Raw genomic sequence first — 22,667 nt, forward strand, 5'->3', positions numbered from 1 at the left:
TACAGCTTGCGCCTATATCGTCAGATGACATAACTCCAGTCGGAAGAATATCGACTGAGGAATTGGCGAGTACGTTCCTGCTTGGGACGTACAAACACCTCCTCCGGGGTTCCTTCCTCCACAACGGAACCTCCATCCATGAATACAACCCGATTTGCCACCTCACGGGCAAACCCCATTTCATGGGTAACTACAATCATGGTAATCCCCTCTTGAGCAATGGAGCGGATGACAGACAACACCTCACCCACAAGCTCGGGGTCCAGCGCCGAGGTCGGTTCATCAAACAAAATCACTTCGGGATTCAGTGCCAGTGCTCTGGCGATGCCCACCCGTTGCTGTTGTCCACCTGACAACATACTTGGATACTCATTGATTTTGGCAGACAGTCCAACTTGTTCAAGCACACGCAAGGCACGAGTGCGGGCATCGGCTTTGGACATTTTTTGGGCAATAATTAATCCCTCGGTGACGTTATCCAGCACTGTCTTGTGTTTGAACAGATTATAATGCTGGAACACCATCGCTGTTTTTCGTCTCAACTGCACAATGTCATGTTTGCGTGCATGCTTGCAATCGACGGTTAATCCACTGATCTGAACCTCGCCCTCATCGGCACGTTCCAGAAAATTGACGCAGCGCAGCAGCGTTGTTTTACCTGATCCGCTCGGTCCAAGGATCGCTACGACATCACCCTGTTCCACGGTCAGATCAATTCCCTTCAATACTTCCTGCTTGCCAAAAGTTTTGTGTATGTTGGTTAGTGTAATCATGACACGCCTCCTTTGCTGTACACGGCAACCCGACGCTCAAGCAGAGCAGTGATCCGCTCGGCAATGATGGTCAGCCCCCAATAGATAAACGCTGCGGCGATAAAGGCCTCCAGAAACTTCAGACTGACGGATGCCACCACATCCGCTTTACCGAGTATGTCCATCTGAGACACGGTAAAAGCGAGTGTTGATCCATGCAGGAACCCAACAAACATACTGCACAGGTTAGGCAATACAGCCCCGATTGCTTGAGGGATGATGATACGTCTTAAAGCCTGAAATGTGCTCATGCCTACAGCGTGAGCCGCCTCCATCTGGCCGATATCCACAGCAAGAATGCCTGAACGGATAATCTCGGACATATAGGCGCCCGCAGTGAGCGAGAAAGCAATCAGTACAAATACGAGAATAGGAATCGACGAGGATTGGAAAGCCCAACCGTAACGTTCCGCCAGCTTATCGATAATCATCGGAATGCCGTAATAGATGAGGAATAGATGCATCAGCATCGGTGTTCCACGCAGGAATGAAACGTAGAAGTCAGCAATGCGGTGAATCCACCGCACGCGATAGATACGGATTAGAGCCGTAGCCAGACCGATTCCGAAGCCTGCAATCAACGGAACAATCGTAATGACAAGTGTCAGTGGCAATGCCTTCAGGATTTGAAAAAAAGATGTATAGATAAACTGGAGATCAATCGACATATGCTCACCCCGCTATTCGTTTCAGTGAGAGTTCAAAAAGTCTGGTTTTCAGTACCGAGAAGATGCCGCCAGGCATGATTCGTAATCAAAAGCGGACTTTTTGAACAACCTCTTTCAGGCGTTTGGCTCGAATTGCCGGTTTGTGTACAACTCTCTTGCGTTCATGACGCTGGAGTCTGCGTTCTGCAAAGGCAAATCCTTTTTCAAGCACAATCACAATGACATAATAGACCACAGACAGACTGATATACACTTCAAGTGCGTGCGATGTAGCCGAAATTAACGTCTGCCCTCTGCCCACCATATCCATGACACCAATGGAGAAGGCCAGAGAAGTATCCTTCAATGAACCAATTAACGTATTGGCCATGTTCGGAAAAGCAACAATCAGAGCCTGCGGAACAACAATCCGTCGAAAAGACTGGAATGTGGTCATACCCGCAGCATAGGCTGCTTCCGTCTGGCCTTTATCCACACTGCGCACCGCTCCGCGAAAGATCTCGGCAAAAGATGCCGCATCACTAAGTGCATAGGTCACAATGACAAATAACAACGGGTCGGTTCTCGACAGGTCGATGCCAATGGGTTTGAGCAACTCGGGAAGTCCGTAATACACCAGGAACAATTTGATCAGGATCGGTGTGCCTCGCATGAATGAGACGTACAGGGTAGCCAACTGGCTTAGTACCGGAATCCGATACAGCCGGGGAACGGCCAGAAGCACGCCGCCCACCAGTCCGAGCACGATGGAACCCCCCAGTACAATCAGTGTTATATGCAAATATCGTAGCAGTTCCGGGATGAAATCCAGAACCAATGACAGATCAAATGATTTTCCCATTACCGCTGCACACCTTTCTCAGACTACTCTTCAACCGTATAGTCAGCTCCAAGCCACTCTGTGCTCAGTTTGCCTAACGTTCCGTCTTCTTTGATCGCTTTGAGCGCTTCGTCCACTTTGGTTTTGAGCTCCTGCTCATCTTTGTTCAGAATGAAGTACACTTTGGAGTTGGAGAGGGCATCGCCTACCGTTTTCAGCTGAGCATCAACCGCCTTATTCTGATAATCAATGGCAAACTGAGTGCTGATGGTGGCATCCACCCGGCCTGTTTTGATCTGGGTATTGGTATCCTCACCCGCTCCGGAATAGACGATATCAATCCCGTTACCGTTCGCTGCATTCCATTTCTCAGCAAGTACAGCCGCATTACTTGTAGCACCAACAATCAGTTTTTTCCCTTTGAGATCCTCAATCGATTTTACTTCCTCATTTTTCTGACTTACGACAATTTTATTTGGAAAAATATTATAGGCTTCATCATTAAACAGGAACTTGGTCTGTCTCTCATCATTCACTTCCATCTGGTGAGCGATCAGGTCAATTTTTTTCGTTTCCAGACTCAGCAGCAGGTTTTTGAAATCCATCGTGCTGAATTCGAATTCATACTCAGGCAAACGTTTGTCGATCTCCCGGATCAGTTCCACATCATAACCTGTTAACTTGCCATTCTCATCAATGAAGCAGACATTTGGGAACTGTGTACCTGTTCCTACAATGATCTTTTTCACTTTGGTGTCGCCTGCTGCCGAAGCAGATTCTGAATCATTGCTTGCAGTTCCTGTGCTGCATCCAGCCAGTACCGCCAGCATTGTAATGAACAGCAGTGCTGTCCGGAATTTTTGAATCCCCCGTTTTTTAACCATTCCCAATCTCCTCCACAGGCTGTTATCACAGCGAATATGATGTGTACTCCCCATCCTCAAACTTCTTAACAAACCATTCATACTTGTATACTCGGAATTAGGTTGAACAAAGAATATCATTACAAGTCATCTTTGGGCAATAACTAAACTAATAGGACATCCTGATAAGGTTATAGAACTTCTCTATGGCACAAGAAAAAGCCATCCCCCATATCGATTGGTGGATGGCTTCTTCTTGTATGACTCTCACTGATTATACCATTTTGGCGGTGCATCACTTGGTGTATACACTACTCATCTATCTGCGACTCGCCCATTTAATTTTACGTGCAACTTCCACTCGCTGTAATTGTAAGAGACCGATCCGTTCCTCGAACTTCTTGCGTTCGTCCATGGAATGAGCGGCATGAATCTGGTGGCACAGACCTGTCAGTTTGCTGTTGATGTAATCAAACCGTGTCCATAACTCCTCTTCAGGTGTGCGCTGCTGCTCCGTCGCCGTCTGAAATATTTTGAGTTGGCGGATAAGGGATTGTTGCCATTCCTGATCCTGAATTTGGATGGCAAAATGCAAAAGATCCAGATAGTCATCAATTTGCAACGAAACGCCGCAATCAGATTTAGTGTTCATCGTCGTCTCTCCTTATTTCAGTACTTGGCTGGAATCCATTACTTCTATCTTACAGGAACAAGCCCACTGAAAGCGAGTACTGAACGATTAAATTTCGGGAAAATTTTTATTTTTTTATGTTAAAACAGCTTTACATTTCCATTAAGACCAATTTGGCAGGATATTGATATTGGTACATATGAAATTGGTAATAAAAACCCGCGTTAAGGAAAAAAGTTTGTTCCTCAAAACGGGTTTTTCATCATTTTATATATAATATTAACACATACTAAATTAGTCATTTTTTCCATCTCGCTGCTGTCTGGTCATCAGTAACATGAGAAATGAGATGATAATAATGGAAACAGTCCATGCCCAAGCCATGGTCTGATTGCCCGAATCTACAGCGACATAGATTGCGGTGGGTACCGTTTGTGTTTTGCCCGGAATATTGCCTGCAATCATCAGTGTCGCACCGAATTCACCGAGTGCCCGGGCAAAGCCCAGGATGAAGGCGGTCATCAATGCTCTGCCTGCGAGCGGCAAGGAAATGTAACGAAAGACCTGCCACTCATTCGCTCCAATCGAACGACCCGCATCCTCCAGATCACGATCCACACCACTGAATCCCGATTTCATCGTCTGATACACGAGTGGAAAAGCAACCACCACCGAAGCAATCACCGCAGCCCACCAGGTGAAAATAACCGGTGCGGAGAATAGGGCTTCGATCCATTGTCCAAACAGACTTTTACGCCCCAGTATGACAAGTAACAGAAATCCAACCACCGTCGGAGGAAGGACTAGCGGCAGCATAAATGCCGTTTCCAGCAGAATCTTTCCCCGAAATGAAGAACGTGACATCTTCCAGGCTATCGCAATTCCGAGCACCGTGGCCACTACGCTGGATAATAACGCAACCTGAAGCGATAAGCGCACCGGTGACCAGAATACGGACCAGTCTATGGCGTTCACATTCATTCCGGAATTGTGAATCCGTATTTCTTGAAGATATCGAGCACTTCAGGGGTTTGTAAATACGCATAGAATTGTTCGGCTTCCGTACGGTGTTTCGTTCCTTCAATAATACCTACCGGATAATTGGCTGGTGTGTAGCTATTCTTGTCCACCTCAAACGCAATTTTCACCTGATCCGAAGTAAGAGCATCCGTTTTATATACAAATCCTGCATCTGCATTACCTGTCTCTACATATTGAAGAACCTGTCTAACGTCTTTCCCCTGCACAAGTTTGCTTTCCAGTTCATCCCACAGCTTGGCATTGGTCAGAGCTTCCTTGGCATAGGTTCCCGCAGGCACACTTTCCGGAATCCCAATCGCTACCGTCCTGATGGAGTCGCTGGTGAGATCCGTTTCACTGGTTACTGTGTGGGTCCCATCTGCTGGCACAATCGCCACCAGTGAATTCTGTAGCAAGTTCTTCTGATCGCCCGATGCAATCAGGTTTTCATCCACTAGCGCATTCATATTTTTTGTTGCCGCCGATACAAAGACATCAGCCGGGGCACCCTGTTCAATCTGCTGTTGCAAGGCACCCGAGGCGCCAAAGTTAAAATTAAGTTCTATATAAGGATTAGCTAGCTCATAATTGTTTTCAATCTCTTTCATCGCATCGGTCAGACTTGCCGCCGCAGAGATTGTCAGATCTACCGTTTCCTGCGGATCGGTATTTTCTGCTGATGAACTTTCACCTGATGCCGCTGGTGTTGAGGTCGTTTGTTCTGCACCCGTGGATGTATCCGTAGTGCCCGTGTTTGCGCCGCAACCAGCCAATACAAGAGCCAGTCCCAGTGACATACTTCCCAACACATATCCAATTCTCTTTCTCATTCATTTCTCCCCCAACGTTATCTTTAGATATAACTAGTTATAATTGATTATATCTAATTATACACAAGACAAAAAAAATGGGAAGGTGATTAAGATCACATTTGGCTTTTGTTATCTGTCCTATGCGTGTATTGCGTGTTCTCAGGTTTATGGCATCCCTCAATTAATGATATAGTACAAGAAACATTCATAACAAAACCATCATTGCTCTATACCTTTGAAGGAGGATCTTCACTTATGACGGAGGAGCAATCCTACACAACCGAAGAAATATCCAAGCTACTCAAAATATCGAAACTGACAGTTTATGACCTGATCAAAAAAGGAGACCTCGTCGCATACCGTGTAGGTAAACAAATGCGGATTGATGCTACCGATCTGGAGGCATATAAACGTCGCTCCAAGCAACTTCAGTCCTCAGGTCAGCGTATCCCGACTCCTCATCAGACCTCGGCATCAGGAACTCACCCAGGTCAGGGTGATTTTCAGAGAACTTCCTTACAATCAACTACACCCGTTGGGTCTGCGCATGCGATTACTCCAGCGAGTTCTGCCCATGCAATGACTGCTGTACCACGGCATCTGGTCATAACAGGTCAGGATGTCAGTCTGGATATTCTAATGCGCCATATGGAAAAACAAACTCGGGATATTCGTCCGCTACGCTCGTTCATGGGTAGTCTGGATGGGCTTATCTCGATGTATCGTGGGGAGTCCGATCTGGTCAGCACCCATCTGCTCGACGGAGATACGGGTGAATATAACTTGCCGTATATTCGCAAAATTCTGACGGGGCGGTCCTATGTTGTGGTAAACCTGCTGTCACGTCCTGCCGGACTATATGTACAGCGTGGTAATCCGCAGAACTTACAGAATTGGACCGATCTGAGCAAGCCTGAACTGAGACTAGCTAATCGGGAGAAAGGTTCTGGCGCGAGAGTATTGCTGGATGAGCAACTTCGGCTGCATGGAATTCCTGCCGCAGGTCTGATCGGATATGAAACCGAGGAAACCAGTCACATGGGCGTGGCTGCCAAAGTCAGTTCAGGTGAAGCTGATGTCGGAGTTGGCATTGAAAAAGCTGCACGACTTGTGGGTCAGGTTGATTTTGTCCCGCTCACTCAGGAGCGCTATGATCTGGTCATGCTGAGGAAGCAAGGTAATGAAGCCTGGACTGAATCAGTACTGCGAATTCTCCAATCGCCGGAGTTTAGGCAGGAACTGCAATCATTCGAGGGATATGATGTATCCCGGACAGGTGAGATTTTGTACGAAGCATAGGTTTACGAAAAAAACACCCCATTACAGCCCATGCTAAACGGATGCTACACCAGATGCATATACAAAACGCCTTGCAATGGCTGCAAGGCGTTTTTGGTGTTTCTTTATATATATAACTCATTATATTGAAGAACAGGCTCCTCATTGCGGTAAATCGATCTCCAGGATGAATACACCATACGCGGGCATGTTGATCTCATTCTGAAGTGTTGTACCGGACAGTAACTCTTTTGCTTGCTTCTTAAGCTTAATGGGTACTTGTTGATCCGAGTAGTTGAGTAAAAATACATAAGCTTTATCCTTACCGGAACGGATACCAAGCTCAACTTCGGACGGTACCTCTACCAGATCACCCACAGGTGAAGATAGCCCTATTTCATCCAGAATAGCATCAACGACCGGTTCATTGTAAGCCGCTCCATAATACCATACTTGCCCCTGACCTACCGTACGTTTGGTCAATGCAGGACTACCTGCATAATATTCGGATGTATACTCAGCCATGACCTGCACCTCAGGATGCTCCACATGAAGAACTTCGTTAAATCCGGCCGTTGACGTTCCCTCCTGAAGCCGCTCACTCGTCCCATTCCATTGCAGTTTGGCTGCTGGAACGGTTCCTTTTATTAAAGTAAAGTCCTCTACGGTTACACCACACAACTCAGCGACAGCCCCAGGGAACGGTCTCATATAACAATGCCCCTTGAGATCCTTATATCCGGTGCGAGCACCGAAAAACAGAGTGCCTCCTTGACTGACATAGGCTTGGAGAAGTTCTGCTGTCTCGTCTGTCATGATGGCCGGGTGAGCATAGATGATCACCTTATATTCGGATAACTCCTCCAGTGTTGTCGTTGGTTGCAGTGTAACCATGTCCGTCGGAATATGACGATACTGGAGCTGCTTATACCAGGAGCGTACACTCTGTTGCTGAAGCGGACCGTGCCACTCGTCCAACTCCCCGTCCCACAGGTTATCGTAATCCTGTAGGATCGCAACATCGGCTTGATATGTAGTACCTGCAATAACACGCCCGATCTTGGCAAACTCTTCCCCTACTTGCGCAACCTCGCGTACCCTTCTGTTGGGTTGATTATGGTAATCATTGATGCCATGCCAGTACATCTCAGTGCCAAATGTTGCTGTCCGCCAGCGGAAGTAGACGAGTAGATCTGTTCCGTGAAGAACAGATTGATACGACCATAATCGGATCTGGCCCGGTCTTGGCGTACCCATGCCTATACTGTCAACCCAGCCTCCTGGCCCAGACTGTTGTTCCATGACGCAGAAGTTCGGTGACATGTTACGTACGTTCGACAGTTTCATGCTCCAGGCCCGATCTTGTAATGAGTTATCGTCTGTCCCTGGGAAGATCGTAGCAAACTGCGGATACGAATCATAGGAGAAGAAATCTAATAGCTCCTCTGTCATTTCATGATTATCCAAATGTCCAAACGTACCGTTTGTTGTGATCCAATGTTCCGGGTCCAGTTCCCGAATGATGTCCACCTGAAGCTTGGCAAATGAAATCGTATTGGCTGATATGAATCTCTTTTCATCCAATGCCAAGTGAGGATTGGGCGATGGACTAACCATATTTCGGGTAAGGTGAACTTGAGCCCAGTCGGTATAGGTCTGACTCCAAAAAACGGTTCCCCATGCCTGGTTCAGATTCTCCAACGATTCATAACGATTCTTAAGCCATTCACGGAAGGCGACATGATCTGCCTCAGCGTAGAAAACATCCATATGACAATTGAATTCGTTATCGATCTGCCAGCCAATAAGAGCCGGATGATCTTTATAGGCAATCACCATATTGCGCACGATTTTTTCACATTGCTGTCTGAAGATTGGGCTGCTGTAGTTGGTATGACGCCGCATTCCGTGTTGATACAACACCCCGTCCTTATTTGCGTTTAATACTTCAGGATATTGGGATGTTAACCACGCTGGTGGAGTTGCAGTAGGTGTTCCCAAAATAACACTTAAACCATATTGATGCGCCAGATCCAGTGCCTTCTGGAAAAAACTAAAATCGAACTGGCCTTCTTCCGGTTCAAAGATGGACCATGCAAATTCAGCCATCCGAATAACTGTGATATTCATCTCTTTCATTCTACGGAAATCGTCCTCCCACAACGCTTCCGACCAGTGCTCAGGGTAATAACAGACCCCCATTTTTAATTCATCCATTTGGATTGATTTTGCCACCTTTAATTGCCCCCTTAACCTGCCATATTGCCTCCATTCTATTGGAACCTTCACATATAATAAATGACAAGATTATGCGACTTATAATAAAATATTGTCATTGTCCAAGATTCGAATAACAGTAGGCTGAATCGATTTCAGTTCACTACATAAAAATATTGCGTTCAAATGGAGGATACACGTGAAAGAACACATCTTTCTCCCCAAGCCGGTTTTCCCCAGACATGTATGCTTTCCCGATTTTATTGGAGGGTACAGTGATTTTCCGAAACATCATGTGCATCGAGAATATGGCACCACTGAAATTAACTTGGATCAATGTTATAACCTGCACCTTGTCCTGGACGGTAAAGGATTTCTGGACACGGGAACCGCTTGTTATGAGCTAATGCGTGGGCAAGGATTCCTCTATGGTCCCGGTCTCAGACAAACGTACTACTCAGATTTAGATGATCCTTGGAGCATTCGTTGGATTCATTTTTACGGTGTTCGTCTCGAAGAACTGTTAAATGGGAAAGGCGTTGACGAGCCCTGGTTGTTTCAGTGTTCCAACTTTCCGGTGGTTACCGCGCTCATGGATCGATTACTGGAGCTAGGCAGAGGCTATCAAGTGGAGGACGAGCATAGTGTGGCAGCTACACTCTATGAGCTTCTGACCCGATTGCAATCCGCAGCGAGTCAAATCAATGTTTCTTTAAATCACACTTCAGAGCGAATTCGTGAAGCAGGGAATTATATTCGCTCTCATAGTAATGAGCACATCACACTTGACCATGCTGCCGGGATTGCCGGATACAGTACAACATACTTTAGCCGCAAATTCAGTCAGACGTTTGGCATCTCCTTCCCGGAATTCCTCTTGGAATCCAGGTTATTACATGCGAAACAGCTGCTCGCAACAACCAACCTTTCCATTAAACAAATTACGCTGGAAACGGGATTTTCACAGTCAAGCTACTTCATCCGCTGTTTTAAAACCCAGGAAAACGTAACACCTATGCAATTCCGTATGATGCACAATCATTCGTTATAGGGCACGGGACGTATTCCTTGATCAAGACGACGTAAAAGAAGACTCTGCATACAACATGCAGAGTCTTCGTCGGTCATTTTTATAAATGCTCATTCGTATCTTCGTCCTCGTCAGCCTTATATTCCAATATATCTCCAGGCTGACAATCCAGTGCTTTACAGATCGCATCCAGAGTGGATAAACGGATCGCTTTTGCTTTTCCTGTTTTTAATATGGAAATATTGGCGATCGTGATCTCAACTCTCTCTGCAAGCTCGGTAACCGTCATTTTCCGCTTTGCCAACATCACATCAATATTGATTATAATGGCCATATATTCACCTCAGACCACTAGGTCATTTTCTGATTTGATATCAATCGCTTCCTGTAACAATCTTTGGAGCACAGCGGAAAATACTGCAATGACCAATGAAGCAAAAACAGGAACCATCCCCATAAGAATGAGGCCTGGGGCATCATCTTTCTCTGCGACAACATAAACAAATGGCAACATCACAAAATAGAGACTACTGATTACAATAGCACAATATTTTATTGTTTTTAAGGATTTCACTGACATTAGAGAGAACGCTTCATTTTTGTCGATGTAGCTCAGCAGACGAAATGCCTGGTACAGTGCAACAATAAACGGAATAACGGACACATACATAATAATCACTATGGGGTATAGTGCACCTGCATAATTCGGATTCACCGGGTTATTTGCTAACCAGGGTATGCCGAATATACATAAGGCAAGAATGGGAGCACCAATAAGAAACACAGCCAATTTTAAAAAGATGGTTGTACCTCGCTTCACAAAAAGCACCTCACTTGTTTTAAGTGATATGAATTTATCATAATATTTATCGTTTTACAATAAATTTTTATTGCAAAACAGATTTTATTTATTCTTTTGCCCATTAAGGAAGAAAGACCAAAAGAATAGCCCTCTCTTTGCTTCAATGTTTCTTGGACACAAAAAAAGTCCAAAGATAGCCACTGCATGTGGTTATCTTTGAACTCGCTCATGTACGCCAGAACAGTCCAGCCTCATCCCGTTCCACCTGCTCGAGAACATTCTCAAAATCGGAACAAGGTGTAATAACATCTACCGGATTCCAGCTGCTCTGTTCATCTCTGGCATACACTTTCCACTGATTTTCTTCCCAGTAAAATCGGGCAATATGCATCTTGTCCCATTGATACCGTTCCTCGGCGGGTCTTTCTTCGGTCAAGATCAATTCATTGTCATTCATCTCATATGTCAACTTCACCATCGTACGTAGTGGCGCAGGAACCTTCTCGTGAATATATCCGTTCATTACGGACTGAATTCTTCGTAACGTAAACGAGTCCAGCATGAAGATGCACATCCTTTCAGCCAAATACACCCTTGATCATTTTACCAACTGGATTTCGTTACACCAGGAATCTGTCCTTGATGAGCCAATTCACGGAATTTAATCCGAGACACCTTGAACTTACGTAGATAACCCCGCGGGCGGCCTGTCACTTCACAACGGTTCTTTAGTCTGGTCGGAGATGCATTACGCGGCAATTTCTGCAATGCTTCATAATCCCCTTTTTCCTTCAACTCCCGGCGCAGGTCCGCATATTTTGCCACGATTGCCTGACGTTGCTTCTCACGTACCACTTTAGATTTTTTAGCCATGAATGACAGCTCCTTTATCCATTGAATTTATGTTTATTTATCTATATAAATTGAACTAAAGAATATTTACACTGCACACTCCGATGACAGAACAACCTTCCGATCGCTGTTATCCCCAGATTTTTTTGATTCCTTTTACAAAGGGTAAATCCGGGGATAAAGGCGAACGCTCCGCTTCTTCAGGTTCTTTCTGTCCTCTCCGTTTTGTGTAAATGTTTATTTCAATTTATATAGATGTGCTTATACAACGCTACTCCCAATGCAAACATCATCTTCCGAGTTATACGACTTCCACAGGCCATGGCAGCGGATTGTCGAAATGGCCCCAGTCAGCCAGCATTTCTTCATCACTAAGCAGGCACTGGTCCAGCTCGTCTTCAATGCTCTCACGCTCCATTTCGATCCCAATCATGACAAGTTCCGTCTGACGATCTCCCCACTGGGCATCCCATTTCTCCAGAACATCCGGTTCGTTACGTAAAATCTCTTCTTTGTCCGCTTCTGGCAACGCCGCGACCCAATGTCCCGCAGGACCGAACTGAATGGATGGCCCTGCCTGACTGAGGCTTGCAGCAACGTCCCCTTCAGCCGCGAGCCATACCAAACCTTTGGCACGTACCACTTCTTCCGGCCAGTAACTCATGAACTCAGCCAGACGGGAAGGATGGAATGGCTTTCTGCGGCGATATACGAAGGAACCAATGCCATATTCCTCGGTTTCCGGTGTGTGCGACTCCTTCTCCAGTTCCTGAATCCATCCAGCGGACATGCTCACCTTCTCGAAATCAAAGCGGCCTGTATTCAGAATCTCAGACGGATTCACCTGTCCATTCTCGGTCCGAATGATCTTGGCGTTAGGCTGTAACTTGCGGATGATACCTTCGAGCTTGTTCAGCTCGGTGTCATCGACCAGATCACATTTGTTCAGCAGCAGTACATCACAGGTTTCGATCTGATCGATCAACAAGTCTACGACGTCACGGGTGTCCTCATCTCCGGTCGCCTGGTTACGATCCAGAAGACTCTGTCCTGATCCAAAATCATGCCAGAATCGATTGGCATCCACCACCGTTACCAGACAATCCAATCGGGCCAGGCGAGTCAGATCAATACCCGACTCCTCATCGGCGTATGTAAAGGTCTGTGCAACTGGAACAGGTTCACTGATTCCGGTGGATTCGATCAAAATATAGTCATACTTGCCTTCGTTCACCAGCTTCTCAATCTCTTGCATCAGATCATCCCGCAAGGTGCAGCAGATACAGCCGTTGGACAGTTCCACCAACTTCTCTTCAGTACGAGACAAGGTTGCCTCCCCCTTGACCAGCGCAGCATCAATGTTCACCTCACTCATGTCGTTGACGATTACGGCAACCTTAAGCCCCTGTCTGTTGTTCAACACATGATTCAAAACCGTCGTTTTCCCTGAACCGAGGTAACCACTCAGTACGGTTACCGGAACTTGCTTTTGTGTCATAGATCTCTACTCCTTATATGTGCAGTCTGTGTAATTCAGATCTTAATAGTAATTATTACGATTAATAATAATGACTATAATCCTGTTGGACGGTCGTTGTCAAACTATTTTTGATTCAAGCTGCAAAAAAACAAAAAAAAGGCTCATGACCGGCCCTTGCACTTTCGCATCCTGAGGATACGTTTTGGCAAGAAGTGAGTCATAAACCTCCTCTGTAAATGTTCGCAATACATGCGGGATAGGCTAGACAGCGGACTATATCAATATAAATTAGAAATTGAAGTGATCCGTGTAAATGTTCTTTAGTTCAATTTATACAGACACCACAGATGTAGCCTTATTCCCCGCTTCCATCCGTTGCCTGAACATCAACACCAGAAGCATAGCCGCAATAGAGAGCAACGTGCAGATCATAAACATGGTCGAATAAGAACTCACCTGTACAATGAATCCCATCGCAAGTCCTCCCAGAGAGAATCCGAGGTCATACGAGGACATGAAGATCCCCATGAGTACATATCTGGAATCCGCAGGCAGCACAAAAGACAGATATGTGGTTAATGTCGGGTACAACAGTGCCAGGGCAAAGCCGCTGAACACCGCGGAGAGATACACCAATGGCCCGATGATCTCCATTAAGCTGAGTAATTGGGTACCCAGTGCTGCACACAGCATTAACCCTGCCATCAGCCAGGTATTCCAGCTACCGTCGGACGGAATTTTTTTGCGCAAAATAAACCTGCACAGGATCACAACCAATCCCTGTATCGTCAGAAATACCCCTGCACTCGCCATTCCGGTGGATACCATATACAGGGGAAGAAAGGTCGCTGTCGCCCCAAAGACGCAGGACGCAAACAACATCACCACACTGCTAATCAGCAGTGGCGTACTGCGCCAGATGCCGCCGAATGAACGAAACATATCGCCCAAGGTGTACGATTTGTTCTGCACGGTACTCCGCGGCAAATCCACATTATATCCAATCAGAAGTGGCAGCGCCGCCAGTCCGATCATCAGCAGCGTAAACGCCAGATCACTGGCATTTTCCCAGATTTGTATGGCGAGGATCGGAATGACCAGAGAAGGAACCATCGTAAACAGGGTGTACATGGACAGCCCCTGTGCCCGGTCTTTGTCCTCCAGCTTTTCCACAATGCCTGCCTGCATCGTCATGGAGAAAAAGGCCGTAGCTACCCCTTGCAGGGCCCGCAACCACAGATACGTCTCCACACCAAAAACAACAAACAGCAGCAGCGTTCCCGCATGCAAAAGCAACAGCCATTGCATCACTCGAAGCGGCCCATGCTTACCCAGCAGCTGCGCTGCAAAAGGTCTCAAGAGCATACAGGTGAACATATATGCCCCCATCATCAGACCAATCTCAGCCTGATTCAATCCAGCGGCTTCGCTTCTCAGAGGCAGAATAATCGTCAAAGCTGAATTTGCCGCAAAAAATAAAAAGGCCAGCATATAAAACCGGATAAACGAAAAGGATACCGGATTTAATTTTCCATTGGATGTTGCTGTCATTGAAGCCTTCAAACGTTCGTCACCACTTTCTCTCCTGGCAGTCAACTCACAGATGTACCTGTCACGGGTCTTCGCCGTTCATAGGCAAAAACGATCATTACCGCTCCTAGGATAGCACAGATCATGTACATAAATGAATAGGAAGAGAAGTCAGCGACGGGTCCCATAATCACACCACCCAGAGAAATCCCCAGATCAGCCATCGCGATAAATAACCCGATCAGGACGTTCCGGTTCAGCTTAGGCAACACAAAAGACAAATAGGTCGTGAGCGTCGGATACAGAATGGCTTGAGCAATGCCCATGAATATAGCCCCGACATAGAAAAAGACTACGCCTCCTGTCACCGAAAAACTCACACATTGGGCAGCAACGGCCAAAAGAAACAGGGTACCCATGATAAAAGGAGAATGCCATCTCCCATCAGAAGGAATCCTTTTCCGGAGCATGATTCGAGCCAGCACAACCGTCCCGGCCTGAAGCATCAGATACACACCCGCATTCCCATTTGGTACTTGGCTCGCATACAGCGGAATAAAAGTTGTAATTGCACCAAATACAACGGAAGCCGCAAGCATCAATACACTGCATCGAAACAGAAACGGATTTTTCACCAACTGAGCAAAGGATTCCCACATACTCACGTTCTGCTCCGAAAGATTCTCAGCAGATTGCTCTTTGCTTGGTTCCATTTTGGCGGTATATCCGAAGACGCCCGTACAGACGGCAATGCCGATCAGAACCACTGTAAAATAATCCATACCACCCGTCTGCCAGATTCCTAACGCGATTACAGGCCCCACGATCCCCGGTATATAACTGAACAACGAATAATACGAAATTCCCTGTGACCGATCTTTCTCCGGAAGAGCATCAATAATGCCAATCTGCAAGGCCATGGAGAAGAACGCTGTTGATACACCTTGTAAAATACGAGCAACCAAATAACCTCCGAGTCCCGTAAAGGTATATAAAATCAGCGCAAATCCATTGATGATCAGAATCAAACGCAATATTTTGATCGGACCGTGCTTTTGAATAATCCGACCTGCCCAGGGTCTGAAAAACATGGTTGTGAACATATAAGCGCCCATGATCAGTCCAATCGTTGTACCGCTCGCGCCCAAAGACGCCCCTTGCAATGGGATGATCACGTTAAGAATGGCATTGGCACTAAAATACAGAAGAACCAGTATGTACAAGCGTAGAAAAGGCCAAGACATCGCTCCACTCACAATGGGTGTTCCCCCTAAAATGTAATTAAATGCTTCAATAATTTCTTCGCATAGTCTGACTGAACATCCTTTAGCTGCTCAATAGGAACGATCTCTTCAATCTGACCCTCTCTGAAAATGATAACCCTGTCACAGATATAAGCTGCCGCCTGTATATCATGCGTGATAAAGACATAGCTCAGCTTGTAGATTTCCTTAAGCTCTTTCAACAATTGCAGTACCTGAATCTGAACAGACACGTCCAGTGAGCTGATCGCTTCATCGAACACGATAAGTTTTGGGGCTGTCGAGATGGCCCTGGCAATGCACACTCTCTGAGCCTCCCCGCCGGATAGTTCATGCGGATATTTGGATCTATAGGAAGGGTCCAGTCCAACTTGATTCAGCAACAGATCTACCTTTTCTGAGTTGCCCTGATCCTTCCGTAGCTTCTGCTGCGCTTGCATAGGTTCCATAATGGCAGCTTCCACATTAAGAAATGGATTGATGGATGACGTATAATTTTGAAAAACGGCGCTGAGGTTACCCATCCGTACACGTCGATCCTGTACGTCTTTACCATCCAGCGAGATCGTTCCACGATCCGCCCGTTCAATGCCCAGGATCATACGGCCCAACGTCGATTTGCCGCTTCCGCTTTCACCGATGATGCCCAGACATTCGCCATGCCGGCATTCAAAAGTAACTTGTTTCAACACCTGTTGTTTGTGCTTGGAGAACAGTCCGCCTTGGCTATATGATTTTTCAATACCTTCCACCTTTAGCATCTATAAGTCCTCCTGCATCAACGCCTTAAAATGATTGCTCAGCTCCAATCGGGTAGAGACCAGATACTTCGTATAGGCATGCTCCGGCTCTGTCAAAACAGAATGCATGCTACCACGCTCGACGATCTTGCCGTCTTTCATGACCATCACGTCATCTGCAATCTTCTGAACGACGCCGAGATCATGGGAGATGAACATCATGGAACAGCCCATGCGTTCGCGTAATTGAATCAATTGCTCCACCACTTCATATTGGGAGATCGTATCCAGCGCCGTTGTCGGCTCATCCGCAATAATGAGATCGGGCTCAAGCACCAATGCCAGTGCAATCATGATTCGTTGCAGCATCCCACCGGACAGCTGATGTGGATATTGATTCAGAATCTCGCGCGGATGTCTGAGCATGACGCTTTCCATGGCATTGATGATTTTTCGCTCAATCTCGCGGGTGTTCCAGCCAAAATGCTGCTGAAGCGTCTCCCGAATATGGACACCAATGACACAGGAGGGATCAAATGCACTCATGCCATTCTGCAAAATCATACACAGATGTTTGCCCCGCTTACGCCGCATCTCCGGTTCCGAAAGCTGGTTCAGGTCTTCGCCCTGAAATAACATTGTGCCCGATTGGCGAATCCATGGCTTGTTCAGTCGCATGATAGCCCTGCACGTAACGGACTTCCCGCTACCACTTTCCCCCACGATGGCCATACAGCTTCCCTGCTTAACTTCGAATGAACTGTTATGAATGATCACTTTACCTGTATTGGTATCCCATACTTTCAAATGTTCAACCTCGACTATATTCATAAGCCGTCTTTCTCACCTCACTTTCGTAAGACTTGTCAGACTTACCTTGAGAGGTCATCAATTTGGGGTCCAGAGCCACTTGAAGGGCATCCGATAGAAAATTAAAAGCAGACACCACCACCACAATGGCCAGGCCTGGTGCCAACATCAATTCAGGTCTGGAGAACATGACTTCCCTCGCCTCATTGAGCATCATCCCCCACTCCGCATGCGGAGCCTGGATTCCAAGCCCCAGAAAGGAAAGGCCGGAGATCTGCAACATCATCGAACACATGGAACCACTGGCAATGACAGCAATATCGGCAAAGGTAACTGGAACAATATGTTTGGTTATAATTCTCAGATTGGGTGTGCCGGAGGCTTTGGCGAATTTTACATAATCCATATCGGAGAATTGCATCACAGATGTTCGAATAACACGAGCAAACCAGGCCCATTTCATCCACACAAAGGCAATCAAAATATTCTCCAGTCCTGCACCCAGAATACCGACCACCGCCAGTGTCATCACGTATCCGGGGAAAGACAGCATAATGTCACAGACTCTCATGATCCACGCATCCACTTTCCCCTTGAAGTACCCTGCGATGAATCCAACAATGGCCCCGATCAGAACAGACAGACTTAACGCAACCAAAACCCATAACACACTTGGACGGATACCATAGATAAGCCGGGATAATACACATCTGCCCAGATGATCATTGCCTAATAGATAATCCCAGGATGAGGAGGCATAACGAAGCTTCATATTCACTTGTCCAGGATCATGCGGCGCAATAAGAGGGGCGAAAATGCCCGCTATAATCATGACGATAATTACCATCAAAGAGGTCATGGCCAGCTTGTCTTTGCTCAGATTTTTCAATATTCGCATCAGAATTCCTTTCTCAAACGAGGATTCATCGCCGCATTAATGATGTCGGATAACGTGTTAAATAAGACAAAGGTTACAGCCAACATCAGAACATACGCCTGAATAATCGGAAAATCCCTGCTTAAAATGGATTTTACACTGAGCCTACCGAGTCCCGGCCAGGCAAATACATTTTCGATGACTACCGTACTGCCTAGTACAATCGGGATCGCCATGCAAAAGATGGACACAGCCACCTGTAATGAATTTCTTAGAATATGCAGAGTAACTTTCTTCTCACTCAGACCACTTGCCCGTGCATATAACACATAGTCCTCATTCATATTGCTCAGCATGGAACTTCGAACCGTTCGGAAGTAAATGCCCGTATAACTCACCGTGATTACAATCACCGGCAGAATGTAGCTTCGATACGAGTCCATGCCACTAGTAGGTAACAGGTCCAGCTTGACGGAAAAATACCAGATCATCATGGCTGCAAGCCAGTAGGATGGCATGGCGGTAAGGAAAAATGATACACCTCTGACCGATCGATCCAGCAGCTTGCCTTCTCTCATGGCACAGATCACACCCAGCAGGATGGACAGCGCAATAATGAATACCGATGAGACAAGCGTTAACTTCAATGTGTTCATAAAAGCCGGCCCCATCAATGACCATACGGGTTCACCAGATACATAAGAGTTACCAAAGTCCAACTGCACAACAGCCATGATCCAGTTCACATACTGGATCATGAACGGCTGATCGAACCCCAATGCCTTGTTCGTCTGGGCAATTAATTCCTCTGTGATCTGCGGAACTTCCTGTGCCTGTAACACCACAACCGCCGGGTCCAAGGGAGATAGATTAATCAGAACAAACGTTATAAATGAAATGATAATCAGTAAAGGGATGGTTAACAGAATCCTTTTGACGATATAACTTCCCATAGCCATCTCCGCTCTATTTAAAATTCATTTTTTCAAAAGGTAGTTCATATTGGGTCTGTTTGAATGAGATTCCATCAAGATTCTCAGGAGCGACTACGGTGACACGCCCGTTGGTAATCGGGATGAAGACTGCTTCATCATGGACGATCTTCATAATGTCAGCATACAGGGATTGGCGTGAAGCCTCATCCGTGGAGACCATAACCGCATCGATTTTCTGATATAGTTCATCTGCTTCGGCAATTCCGCTTGTCGTATGTTTGTATGCTGAATCAGACGTAAATGCAGCAATGGTACTCTGTGGATCATAGGCCAGCCCCCAGGTTTGATTAAAGAGCAGGTCATATTCCCCGGTGGCTCTCCGATTCGCAATGGAAGTGGACTCTTCGCCCAAGATTTCAAGCTGAATTCCCAATTCTTTCATGGAGTACTGGATCAATTCGGCCTGTATTTTCTGTGAAGACGAGTTGCTGTCATAGTATAATTTCATGGCTAAAGGCTGACCGTTCTTCGTTCTCACCCCTCCACCATCTGCCAATGTCCAGCCAGCTTGGTCCAGAAGATTTTTAGCCAATTCCGGATCATACTCCCGTTTCTTCAGGTCTACCTTGGCGTAATTGACATTGGCTGAAAATAGCGTGTCCGCTACAGTCTGCGTTCCGTTGAAAATATCTTTACTGATCGTTTCCCGATCAATGCCCACCCATAACGCTTCCCGCACTGCCGTTTCCTGAACCGGACTATTCTGGCGACTGCTATTGGCTACGATCATATTCGTATTCATTGCTTCACTTCGGACCACTTGATAACCACTAGATTCAGCCAATTGATCCATGGCTTCGACATCGATACTATCTGCTCCCCGGTCATCGGTGAACACAAAGTTGATCTCTCCCTTTTGTAGTGCCAGGAATGTCGTTTCACCTGCGGGAAGAACCTTGGATGTGATTTTCTTGATTGCAGGTGCACCACCCCAATAGTCTTCATTGGCTTCAAACGTGGCATTCTCTTCGACTTTATGAGCAGTAAGCTTGTATGGTCCTGTGCCGTGGAAACCACTTACTCCGTCTTTGGTTCCACCATACTTGAAATCCTTGGGTGATATGAAGACGTAAGGTCTTGTCATTGACAATTCCACCAGTGCCGGATAATAGGCTTCCGACAGCGTCAGCTCCACCGTATGCTCATCGATTACCTTTACACTCGTGATTTTGGTAGACAGCTTGATCCAAGCATGTTTTTCGGCATTTGCCTGTACTGCATCGATATTTTGTTTAACCGCCTCTGCGTTGAACGGCTCCCCATCATGGAATTTCACATCTTGTCGCAGATGAAAGGTATAAGTCTTGCCATCCTCGGAAATATCCCATGATTCAGCCAGCAATGGCTTGATTCCGTCAGGGGTGTTTTCCACCAGAGACTCATATACCATCCCTTGCGCAGGCATGGAGCCTGTATACAGATGAGGGTTCATATCATTAATATCTTTGGCAGAAGCATAGATAAGTTCCGTTTGTACTTGGCTATTGGCAGGCTCCGTTTGTGCGCTCTCTTTCTCTTTTGGGCTCTGTCCGCATCCGGCGAGCAGCGCAATGGCAGACACCAGCAATAGTATGGATGTAAAAGTAAGACCCTTTTTCACAACATTTCCTCCTGATGATTAAGTTACAAGCAGACCTTGTAGGTTACATCGGACCACTCCGATTGCAGTACCATCTTCCGATCGCTGTTATCCCCAGATTTTTTTTGATTCTCTTTTCCATAGAGAAAATCTGGGGATAAAGGCGACCGCTTCGCTTCTTCAGATTGGTTCTACACTCTCCGTTATGATGTAAACATCAGGTTCAACTTGATTAATTTGAGATGTAATTAAACCTTGTTACTTACAAGTCCGGTGCAGATCATGCGAATATCCTCGTCAAAGGATTGGATTACAAAGGCATTGGACAAGCGCTGGTCCGGGTGTGCGTCAACCACTTCCTGAATTTTCGCCTCATACCTGGCGATAAATTGATCAATGGTTGGACAGCTCACATCGAGGTGTCTGGCTATGCCCTGAATGATTTTGATGCGGTAGTAATCTTCCTTGGGCATACGAGGAATGTCCAATTCCCCTTCGCGGTTCATAAACGTTTTACGGAATGGGACTGCTGAAAAGTCGAAATATTTCCCTCCCGAATCGGGTTCCGAGAATGGATCAATCAATAATGAGGTGTACCGTATGTATAATAAATACTCTTGATGAATGACCTGCAGCTGATTGAAATTCTCGATATCCTGGCGTGATATACTCTCTAATCGAACCGGATAGTTGTCATCCGTCATGAACTGAAGCAGGTTGACTCCCTGAATATCAAGTCGGTCCGTAATATTCATAATCTCCTGCCACTGTGCCCGCATTTCCCGTATCAAAACTTGTGTAATCGGACCTTCAGGATACATCTTGTATACGTACTTCTGAATATCCGAATCTCCAAAGATGGCTTCTAATGAAAAGTCATTCATGAACAAGGGTGGATGCACGTACAACGAGATATTTCTCGTTTCCGCCTCCAGTGGGGATCGCATCACTTCCAGCACAATACCCAAACGATCATACACTTGGCGTAGCTTGCTGACCTGTTCAGACGGGTAACGAGTGGAACCGATATAGACCTTTTTCTTAACCCCTGTTGTAATCACATGATTGGACGGATGTTCGTGCATCCAACGGGTATCTCCAAGGTAGGTGGAGAAGCTGATCACTTCCGGCTCTGCATTCCGCTCTCTCATGTAATGGGTCACGAGTCGATTCGACCCAAACGTTGGAGAAATCAAAATGATACATTTCAGTTGTTTAATGAATTCATTTTTCATTTGTTCCAATACATCGATATAAGCATCGGTGGTAACCGCCAAAATGAGTGTATCCCATTCACCCTCAATGGTGTCATATCCCTTGAACACATGATCAACGTAACACTCACCTGCGAGCGATTGATGTTTCTCATTTTGAATGCTGACCTGAATACGTTGATTGTTCTCTTCAAGGGCTGAGAATACGGATGCTGAACGAACCGATTGTCTCCCCGCAATGCCTATACTGCAGTTGAGATGATCTTTGAGCGTTGCCGCAAGCTGAATGGATGCAGGTCCGGTTCCGAGTATCAGAATTCGCTGAAGATTACTCATATATGCCTCCTATATTCAAAGTTCAATCTGGACTCCATC

General features: G+C 46.2%; 23 protein-coding genes. 2 read left to right on the plus strand and 21 right to left on the minus strand.

Translation table 11 applies throughout. The features are described from left to right. Positions 1 to 20 precede the first annotated feature (20 nt). From AC4E8D_RS25185 to modA, 7 genes are all read right to left on the minus strand, one after another. Entirely contained in the window at positions 21 to 773 is a 753-nt protein-coding gene (locus AC4E8D_RS25185; protein ID WP_017692508.1) for an amino acid ABC transporter ATP-binding protein, read from the minus strand. Next, positions 770 to 1,480, minus strand: coding sequence for an amino acid ABC transporter permease (locus tag AC4E8D_RS25190; protein WP_036673453.1), 711 nt, complete (start codon positions 1,478 to 1,480; stop codon positions 770 to 772). Before AC4E8D_RS25190 ends, AC4E8D_RS25185 begins: the two co-directional genes overlap by 4 nt. A gap of 85 nt (positions 1,481 to 1,565) precedes the next feature. Then, positions 1,566 to 2,321 carry an amino acid ABC transporter permease gene (locus AC4E8D_RS25195; protein ID WP_036605839.1) on the minus strand — a complete coding sequence of 252 codons (756 nt, stop codon included), beginning with the start codon at positions 2,319 to 2,321 and terminating at the stop codon, positions 1,566 to 1,568. A gap of 23 nt (positions 2,322 to 2,344) precedes the next feature. Further along, positions 2,345 to 3,184: a transporter substrate-binding domain-containing protein gene (locus AC4E8D_RS25200; RefSeq protein ID WP_490205364.1), complete on the minus strand. Its 840-nt coding sequence runs from the start codon at positions 3,182 to 3,184 to the stop codon at positions 2,345 to 2,347. Between the two features lie 298 nt (positions 3,185 to 3,482). Next, positions 3,483 to 3,815 carry a hypothetical protein gene (locus AC4E8D_RS25205; protein WP_017692504.1) on the minus strand — a complete coding sequence of 111 codons (333 nt, stop codon included), beginning with the start codon at positions 3,813 to 3,815 and terminating at the stop codon, positions 3,483 to 3,485. Positions 3,816 to 4,088: 273 nt separating this feature from the next. Then, positions 4,089 to 4,775, minus strand: coding sequence for a molybdate ABC transporter permease subunit (gene modB / locus AC4E8D_RS25210; RefSeq protein WP_221820951.1), 687 nt, complete (start codon positions 4,773 to 4,775; stop codon positions 4,089 to 4,091). Continuing rightward, positions 4,772 to 5,644, minus strand: a complete 873-nt coding sequence (modA, locus tag AC4E8D_RS25215) for a molybdate ABC transporter substrate-binding protein (protein ID WP_221820952.1) — start codon at positions 5,642 to 5,644, stop codon at positions 4,772 to 4,774. Before modA ends, modB begins: the two co-directional genes overlap by 4 nt. 237 nt (positions 5,645 to 5,881) lie before the next feature. Between modA and AC4E8D_RS25220 the strand changes: the two genes are divergently transcribed. Beyond that, on the plus strand, positions 5,882 to 6,925 hold the full coding sequence (locus AC4E8D_RS25220; RefSeq protein ID WP_339179014.1) for a helix-turn-helix transcriptional regulator: 1,044 nt from the start codon (positions 5,882 to 5,884) through the stop codon (positions 6,923 to 6,925). Between the two features lie 141 nt (positions 6,926 to 7,066). On the opposite strand, the gene AC4E8D_RS25225 is transcribed toward AC4E8D_RS25220, so the two are convergent. Further along, positions 7,067 to 9,139 (minus strand): beta-galactosidase, encoded by a 2,073-nt coding sequence (locus tag AC4E8D_RS25225; protein WP_339305522.1) that lies wholly within the window; start codon positions 9,137 to 9,139, stop codon positions 7,067 to 7,069. A 181-nt stretch (positions 9,140 to 9,320) separates the two neighbouring features. On the opposite strand from AC4E8D_RS25225, the gene AC4E8D_RS25230 reads away from it, so the two are divergent. Continuing rightward, entirely contained in the window at positions 9,321 to 10,172 is an 852-nt protein-coding gene (locus AC4E8D_RS25230; RefSeq protein ID WP_221820955.1) for an AraC family transcriptional regulator, read from the plus strand. A 79-nt stretch (positions 10,173 to 10,251) separates the two neighbouring features. Here the strand turns inward: AC4E8D_RS25230 and AC4E8D_RS25235 are convergent, their stop codons facing one another. The 13 genes from AC4E8D_RS25235 to AC4E8D_RS25295 all read right to left on the minus strand — a co-directional run bounded on the left by AC4E8D_RS25235 (position 10,252) and on the right by AC4E8D_RS25295 (position 22,628). Then, a complete protein-coding gene (locus tag AC4E8D_RS25235; protein WP_076211193.1) occupies positions 10,252 to 10,485 on the minus strand; it encodes a helix-turn-helix domain-containing protein in 234 nt (77 codons plus the stop codon). A 9-nt stretch (positions 10,486 to 10,494) separates the two neighbouring features. Then, entirely contained in the window at positions 10,495 to 10,971 is a 477-nt protein-coding gene (locus AC4E8D_RS25240) for a DUF2975 domain-containing protein (RefSeq protein ID WP_221820956.1), read from the minus strand. Between the two features lie 208 nt (positions 10,972 to 11,179). Continuing rightward, positions 11,180 to 11,515 (minus strand): DUF3024 domain-containing protein, encoded by a 336-nt coding sequence (locus tag AC4E8D_RS25245; RefSeq protein ID WP_169480557.1) that lies wholly within the window; start codon positions 11,513 to 11,515, stop codon positions 11,180 to 11,182. Between the two features lie 41 nt (positions 11,516 to 11,556). Continuing rightward, a complete protein-coding gene (gene rpsN, locus AC4E8D_RS25250; protein WP_036605831.1) occupies positions 11,557 to 11,826 on the minus strand; it encodes a 30S ribosomal protein S14 in 270 nt (89 codons plus the stop codon). A gap of 280 nt (positions 11,827 to 12,106) precedes the next feature. Continuing rightward, on the minus strand, positions 12,107 to 13,303 hold the full coding sequence (locus AC4E8D_RS25255) for a GTP-binding protein (protein WP_221820957.1): 1,197 nt from the start codon (positions 13,301 to 13,303) through the stop codon (positions 12,107 to 12,109). 312 nt (positions 13,304 to 13,615) lie between these two features. Beyond that, complete coding sequence (cntE, locus tag AC4E8D_RS25260) at positions 13,616 to 14,836, minus strand: staphylopine family metallophore export MFS transporter CntE (protein WP_339179028.1); 1,221 nt, start codon at positions 14,834 to 14,836, stop codon at positions 13,616 to 13,618. A 41-nt stretch (positions 14,837 to 14,877) separates the two neighbouring features. Beyond that, a complete protein-coding gene (gene cntE, locus AC4E8D_RS25265; RefSeq protein ID WP_221820958.1) occupies positions 14,878 to 16,071 on the minus strand; it encodes a staphylopine family metallophore export MFS transporter CntE in 1,194 nt (397 codons plus the stop codon). Between the two features lie 14 nt (positions 16,072 to 16,085). Next, entirely contained in the window at positions 16,086 to 16,838 is a 753-nt protein-coding gene (locus tag AC4E8D_RS25270; protein WP_339179032.1) for an ABC transporter ATP-binding protein, read from the minus strand. Next, on the minus strand, positions 16,839 to 17,648 hold the full coding sequence (cntD, locus tag AC4E8D_RS25275; RefSeq protein ID WP_221820960.1) for a staphylopine uptake ABC transporter ATP-binding protein CntD: 810 nt from the start codon (positions 17,646 to 17,648) through the stop codon (positions 16,839 to 16,841). It lies immediately after the preceding gene. Further along, positions 17,629 to 18,525: a staphylopine uptake ABC transporter permease subunit CntC gene (cntC, locus tag AC4E8D_RS25280; RefSeq protein ID WP_145325175.1), complete on the minus strand. Its 897-nt coding sequence runs from the start codon at positions 18,523 to 18,525 to the stop codon at positions 17,629 to 17,631. Before cntC ends, cntD begins: the two co-directional genes overlap by 20 nt. Beyond that, positions 18,525 to 19,457, minus strand: a complete 933-nt coding sequence (opp1B, locus tag AC4E8D_RS25285; RefSeq protein WP_133387061.1) for a nickel/cobalt ABC transporter permease — start codon at positions 19,455 to 19,457, stop codon at positions 18,525 to 18,527. Before opp1B ends, cntC begins: the two co-directional genes overlap by 1 nt. A gap of 13 nt (positions 19,458 to 19,470) precedes the next feature. Beyond that, complete coding sequence (gene cntA / locus AC4E8D_RS25290; protein ID WP_490205365.1) at positions 19,471 to 21,099, minus strand: staphylopine-dependent metal ABC transporter substrate-binding lipoprotein; 1,629 nt, start codon at positions 21,097 to 21,099, stop codon at positions 19,471 to 19,473. Positions 21,100 to 21,326: 227 nt separating this feature from the next. Then, entirely contained in the window at positions 21,327 to 22,628 is a 1,302-nt protein-coding gene (locus AC4E8D_RS25295; RefSeq protein WP_339179041.1) for an opine metallophore biosynthesis dehydrogenase, read from the minus strand. Positions 22,629 to 22,667 lie beyond the last annotated feature (39 nt).

It is taken from the genome of Paenibacillus sp. SRL342 (assembly GCF_984798905.1).